The sequence below is a fragment of the Kitasatospora sp. NPDC059571 genome, from assembly GCF_042735675.1.
GTDB lineage: Bacteria > Actinomycetota > Actinomycetes > Streptomycetales > Streptomycetaceae > Kitasatospora.
Map to the genome: position 1 here is coordinate 4,752 of NZ_JBHWBW010000090.1, position 5,848 is coordinate 10,599.

Here is a 5,848-nt window from a genome sequence, read left to right on the forward strand (position 1 = left end):
CGCCCACCCCGCCCCCCGCCTGGTGCGGGGGGGGCCGGCAGCGGCTCTGGGACTACGAGTCCTGCGACCCGACGCCGGCATCCAGGATGTCGATCACGAAGACCAGTGTCGAATTGGCGGGGATGTCGCCCTGCGCCTGGTCCTTGTAGGCGAGCGAGGCGGGGATCACCAGCTCGATCCGGCTGCCGACGTTCTGGCCGGTCACGCCCTTGTCCCAGCCCTCGATGACGCCGCCGCCACCGGTGACGAAGGTGAACGCCTGACCGCGGTCGAGCGAGGAGTCGAACTTCTTGCCGTCCTTGTACAGCGCGCCGGTGTACTGGACGAGGACCTTCTCGCCCGCCTCGACCTTGGGGCCCTTGCCCTGGATCAGGACGGCCGACTTGAGGTCCTTCGGCTCGGCCGCGCCCGGGACGGGGGTGATCGTGGCGGCCTTCTTGCCGTTGTCCTTGACCTTCGGCATGTCCGCCGGCGGGGCCGTCATCTCGCCGCCGAGCACCGCGTCGGGCGCGTTGGCGTTCTTGATGTCGATGACGAAGACCAGGGTGTCCTTGGGGCCGACGCCCATGCCGCTGCTGCCCTGGGTGCCGAACGCGGCGGCGGGCGGCGCGACGACCAGCAGGCGGCTGCCCGCCTTGTGGCCGGTGACGGCCTGGTCGAGGGCGGGGATCAGCTTGCCGCCGCCGGCCTGGAAGAGCTGCGGCTTGCCGCTCTCGTACGAGCCCTGGATCTCCTTGCCGGTGCCCCAGTTCATCGCGGAGAAGTCGGCGGTCACCCAGGCGCCCTTGTCGGCCTTCGGGCCGTCGCCGCTCTTGATCTCCTTGACCACGAAGGTGCCGTCGGCGGCCTCCTTGGGCAGGGTGATGGTGGCCTTCTTGCCGAAGTCGCCGGTGGCCGTGGGCAGCACCTTGGCGGTGTCCTTGATCGGCGGCACCGGGTCGGCGGTGGGCGTCGGCGAGGCGGTCACCGCCGGGTCCGGGGTTGCCGAGGCGGACGAGGACTTGTCCTTGTTGACCACGTAGAGCGTGATGCCGCTGCCGACCAGCAGGACGGCCAGGATCGTGCCCAGGATCACGCCGAGGCGGCCCACACCGGGCGGGTTCTCGTCGTAGCCCGCCTCCGACAGGTCCTTCTTGCGCACCGTCGACGCGAACACCTGCGGCTCGTCGTCCTTGCTGCCCGCGGGCCGGGCCGGGGCCTGGCCCCAGCCCGCCTGCTGCTTCAGCATCGCGGGCGGCACGACGATCGACTCGCCGTCGCCGGGCAGCGGGCCGCCGGGCCGTGCGGCCGCCGGGTCGCCCGCGGAGGTGCCGGCCTCACCCGGGCTCGTCGCTTTGTCAGACATGACTCCCCATCCATCTCGCCGTGTCACACCCTCGCCGGGCCCTGACGACGCCTGCCACAGTGCGGAAAGGGCAGCAGTATGTCAGGTCGAGATGAGGGCGGTCCCGTCCGGTGCACGATCCGCCGCCCAGCTGCGCGGGTCTACACCGCCTCCAGGATGTCGATCACGAAGACCAGGGTGGAGTTGGCGGGGACGGGCCCGCTCGCCTTGTCCCCGTAGCCGAGCGACGGCGGCACGACCAGCATCACCTGGCTGCCCACGGTCTGGCCGACCAGCCCCTGGTCCCAGCCCTTGATGAGGCTCCCGGTGCCCACTTGGAGGGCCTGCGCGCCGCCGTGGTTGTAGGAGGAGTCGAACTGCTTGCCGTCGGCCCAGAGCACCCCGGTGTACTGCACCAGCAGCTGCTGCCCGGCCTGCACCGGCTTGCCGTCGCCCTTGATCAGCACATAGGTCTGGAGCTCGGTCGGCGGGCTCTGCCCGGCCGGGATCGTGATCGTCGGCGCCTGCTTGCCGTTCTGCTTGACCTGCGGCGCGGTGGCCGGCGGCTGGGTGACGTCGCCGGTGACCGTGGCGTCCGGTGCGATCGACTCCACCAGGTCCAGCACGAAGACCACGGTGTCGTTCGCGCCGACGCCCGCCGAGGTGTTGCCCGAGCTGCCGAAGCCGGCCGCCGGCGGCGCCACCACCAGGATCCGGCTGCCGACCTTCTTGCCGATCACCGACTGGTCGAAGGCCGGCACCAGCTGGCCGATCCCGGCCTGGTAGAGCTGCGGCTTCCCGCCGGAGTCGTAGGAGCTGGAGACGTCCTTGCCGGTCGTCCAGTCCTTGGCCGTGTAGTTGACGGTGACCCAGTCGCCCTTGGCGACCGTCGGCCCGTCCCCCTCGCTGACCGTGGCGACCACGAACTGGCCGCTCGGCTGGCCCGACGGGATCGTGATGGTCGCCTTCGAGCCGAAGTCGCCGGTGACCGTCGGCATCGGCGAGGCCGAGGCGACCGGGCTCGGCACCGCGGTCGCCGAGGCGGAGGAGGTCGGCGAGGCCGTGGCGGAGCCCGAGGACCCGCTGCTGCAGGCGGTCAGCAGGACGGTGAGCAGGGCGGCCAGGGGAACGGCCGGCAGTCCGGCGATTCGACGCATGGCCGCCAGCGTACGGACCGACCCCGCCGCAGGCCCGGAGGCGCACACGCGAAAAGGGTGGTGATCGGGCGAAGTGCCCGTTCACCACCCTTTCGCCCGACCTCGCGGCCGCGGCCCCCCGGGGCTCACATCCCGGCGATGAGCTTCTCCACCCGCTCGTCCACGGAGCGGAACGGGTCCTTGCACAGCACCGTGCGCTGCGCCTGGTCGTTCAGCTTGAGGTGGACCCAGTCCACCGTGAAGTCGCGGCGCTGCTCCTGCGCCTTGCGGATGAAGTCGCCGCGCAGCCGCGCGCGGGTCGTCTGCGGCGGCACCGACTTGGCCTCGAAGGTCTTGAGGTCGGTGGTGACCCGGGCCGCCCGGCCCTTGTTCTGCAGCAGGTAGAACAGGCCCCGGCGGCGGTGGATGTCGTGGTACGCGAGGTCGATCTGGGCGACCCGCGGGTTGGACATCGTCATCTGGTGCTTCTCGCGGTACTGCTCGATCAGCCGGTACTTCATGATCCAGTCGATCTCGGTGCCCACCCGGTCGAGCTCCTCGGTGCGCACCGCCTCCAGGGTGCGGCCCCAGAGGTCGAGCACCCTGGCCACCGTGCCGGTGTTCAGGCCCTTGCGGTCCGCGAACTCCAGCGCCTTGGTGAAGTACTCCTCCTGGATGTCCAGCGCGCTGGCCTCGCGGCCGTTGGCGAGCCGGACCTGGTGGGTGCCGGTGAGGTCGTGGCTGACCTCGCGGATCGCCCGGATCGGGTTCTCCAGGGTGAGGTCGCGCATCACCACGCCGGCCTCGATGAGCCGCAGCACCAGGTCGGTGGAGCCCACCTTGAGCAGGGTGGTGGTCTCCGACATGTTGGAGTCGCCGACGATGACGTGCAGCCGGCGGTAGCGCTCGGCGTCGGCGTGCGGCTCGTCCCTGGTGTTGATGATGGGACGGGAGCGGGTGGTCGCCGAGCTGACGCCCTCCCAGATGTGCTCGGCCCGCTGGCTGACGCAGTAGACCGCGCCGCGCGGGGTCTGCAGCACCTTGCCGGCGCCGCAGATCAGCTGCCGGGTCACCAGGAAGGGGATGAGGACGTCGGCGAGGCGCGAGAACTCGCCGTGCCGGGCCACCAGGTAGTTCTCGTGGCAGCCGTAGGAGTTGCCGGCCGAGTCGGTGTTGTTCTTGAAGAGGTAGACGTCCCCGGCGATGCCCTCCTCGTGCAGGCGCCGCTCGGCGTCCACGAGGAGGCCCTCAAGGATCCGCTCGCCGGCCTTGTCGTGCGTCACCAGCTCGGTGACGTCGTCGCATTCGGGAGTGGCGTACTCGGGGTGCGAGCCCACGTCGAGATAGAGGCGGGCACCGTTGCGCAGGAAGACATTGCTGCTGCGGCCCCAGGAGACTACGCGGCGGAAGAGGTACCTGGCCACCTCGTCCGGAGACAGGCGTCGCTGCCCCCGGAATGTGCACGTGACGCCGTACTCGTTCTCCAGCCCGAAAATTCGGCGGTCCATAAGGCTTCTCTTCTCTTCTCGAGGCCTCGCGAAACCCTTCGGTGAAATCCGATGAGACATCAGACGGGGGCGGATCGGTGGAATACCTCGCGGGATTCCCCCGGCCGGCTCATTCGGTGTCGGACTGTTCCTCGTCGGCGGCCGCGGTCTCGTCGCCGCCGAGCAGGCGGCCGAGCTGGCCGCCCAGGATGCGCTTGAACTTGCGCTGCTGGACGCGCTTGCGGTCGAGGACAGCCACCTCCAGCTGCTCCGGCGTCAGCGTGCGCGGGCTGCCGCCGTTGGGGTCGCGGGCGAGCCCGTCCGCGGCCAGCCGGAGCGCCTCGGTGAGCGTCATGCCGGCCCGGTGGCGCTGGCCCAGGTAGTTGCCGATGGAGTCGGCGTTGCCGCCGACCACGACGTAGTTCTTCTCGTCGACGACCGAGCCGTCCGGGGTGAGCCGGTAGATCTGGTCGTCGCCGTCGGTGCGGCCCACCTCGGCGACGATCAGCTCGACCTCGTAGGGCTTGTCGCCGACCGAGGAGAAGATGGTGCCGAGGGTCTGGGCGTAGACGTTGGCCAGGCCCCGGGCGGTGACGTCGGCCCGGTCGTAGGAGTAGCCGCGCAGGTCGGCGTAGCGGACGCCGCCGATGCGCAGGTTCTCGAACTCGTTGTAGCGGCCGACCGCCGCGAAGGCGATCTTGTCGTAGATCTCGGAGACCTTGTGCAGGGCCCGGGAGGTGTTCTCCGCGACGAAGACGATGCCGTCGGCGTAGGTGAGCACGACCACGCTGCGGCCGCGGGCGATGCCCTTGCGGGCGTACTCCGCGCGGTCCGCCATGGCCTGCTGAGGCGAGACGTAGAACGGTGTGGACACCGGCGGTCGTCCCCTTCTGACTAGGGTGGCGGCGGACTAGAGGAGGGGGGCCTGCGGCCCGTTGGGGTGCTCGCGGCGCCCCGCGGTGATGGAGACCGCGATCTCCGACACCTCGTCGTCCTCGAGGCGGCGGAAGCCGTCCTGGGTGATCAGCGAGACGATCGGGAAGATGCCGCGGGCGAGGTCCGGGCCGCCGGTCGCGGAGTCGTCGTCGGCGGCGTCGTAGAGCGCCTGGACGGCCAGTGTGGCGGCCTGCTCGCCGGTGAGGCCGTCGCGGTAGAGCTTCTTCAGCGAGCCGCGGGCGAAGACCGAGCCGGAGCCGGTGGCGGCGAAGCCGCGCTCCTCGGAGCGGCCGCCGGTGACGTCGTAGGTGAAGATCCGGCCGCGGCCGAGGTCGAGGTCGTAGCCGGCGAAGATCGGCACGACCGCCAGGCCCTGCATGGCCATGGCCAGGTTGGACCGGATCATGGTGGTGAGCCGGTTGGCCTTGCCCTCCAGGGAGAGCACGGTGCCCTCGATCTTCTCGTAGTGCTCCAGCTCCAGCTGGAACAGGCGCACCATCTCGACCGCGAGGCCGGCGGTGCCGGCGATGCCGACCGCGCTGTACTCGTCGGCGGGGAAGACCTTTTCGATGTCGCGCTGGGCGATGACGTTGCCCATGGTCGCCCGACGGTCACCGGCGATCACCACGCCGCCGTCGAAGACCGCGGAGACGATCGTGGTGCCGTGCGGCGCCTCGATGGTCAGCCCCGGCGGCAGGGTGCGGCGGCCGGGCAGCAGCTCGGGCGAGTGCCGGTCGAGGAACTCGATGAACGAGGACGACCCGGGGGTCAGGAAGGCAGCCGGTAGACGCCCGGTGCCACCAGTGATGGCTTCCACACGATTCCTTCCAGGTTGAAGATCGATCAACTGCTGCCCGGACCCTACCCGCGCCGGGCCCCGGTGATCCACACGGTGCGGAACCGATCGCGGGGGGGGGGCCCCCGCCCCCCGCGGGGGGGGGGGGGCGGCCCCGCCGCCCCGGGCG

General features: G+C 70.8%; 5 protein-coding genes. All 5 read right to left on the reverse strand.

The genetic code is table 11. The features are described 5' to 3' along the window. Positions 1-52: 52 nt before the first annotated feature. The gene (locus tag ACFV0G_RS13420) at positions 53-1,345 is read right to left on the reverse strand and encodes an FKBP-type peptidyl-prolyl cis-trans isomerase (RefSeq protein WP_380546055.1); all 1,293 of its coding nucleotides are present in this window, start codon (positions 1,343-1,345) and stop codon (positions 53-55) included. Positions 1,346-1,485: 140 nt separating this feature from the next. Next, on the reverse strand, positions 1,486-2,481 hold the full coding sequence (locus ACFV0G_RS13425) for an FKBP-type peptidyl-prolyl cis-trans isomerase (protein ID WP_380546057.1): 996 nt from the start codon (positions 2,479-2,481) through the stop codon (positions 1,486-1,488). Positions 2,482-2,606: 125 nt separating this feature from the next. Further along, on the reverse strand, positions 2,607-3,968 hold the full coding sequence (pafA, locus tag ACFV0G_RS13430) for a Pup--protein ligase (protein ID WP_380546059.1): 1,362 nt from the start codon (positions 3,966-3,968) through the stop codon (positions 2,607-2,609). Between the two features lie 109 nt (positions 3,969-4,077). After that, on the reverse strand, positions 4,078-4,821 hold the full coding sequence (gene prcA / locus ACFV0G_RS13435) for a proteasome subunit alpha (RefSeq protein WP_380546061.1): 744 nt from the start codon (positions 4,819-4,821) through the stop codon (positions 4,078-4,080). A gap of 36 nt (positions 4,822-4,857) precedes the next feature. Next, positions 4,858-5,700 (reverse strand): proteasome subunit beta, encoded by an 843-nt coding sequence (prcB, locus tag ACFV0G_RS13440; RefSeq protein ID WP_380546063.1) that lies wholly within the window; start codon positions 5,698-5,700, stop codon positions 4,858-4,860. Positions 5,701-5,848: the final 148 nt, after the last annotated feature.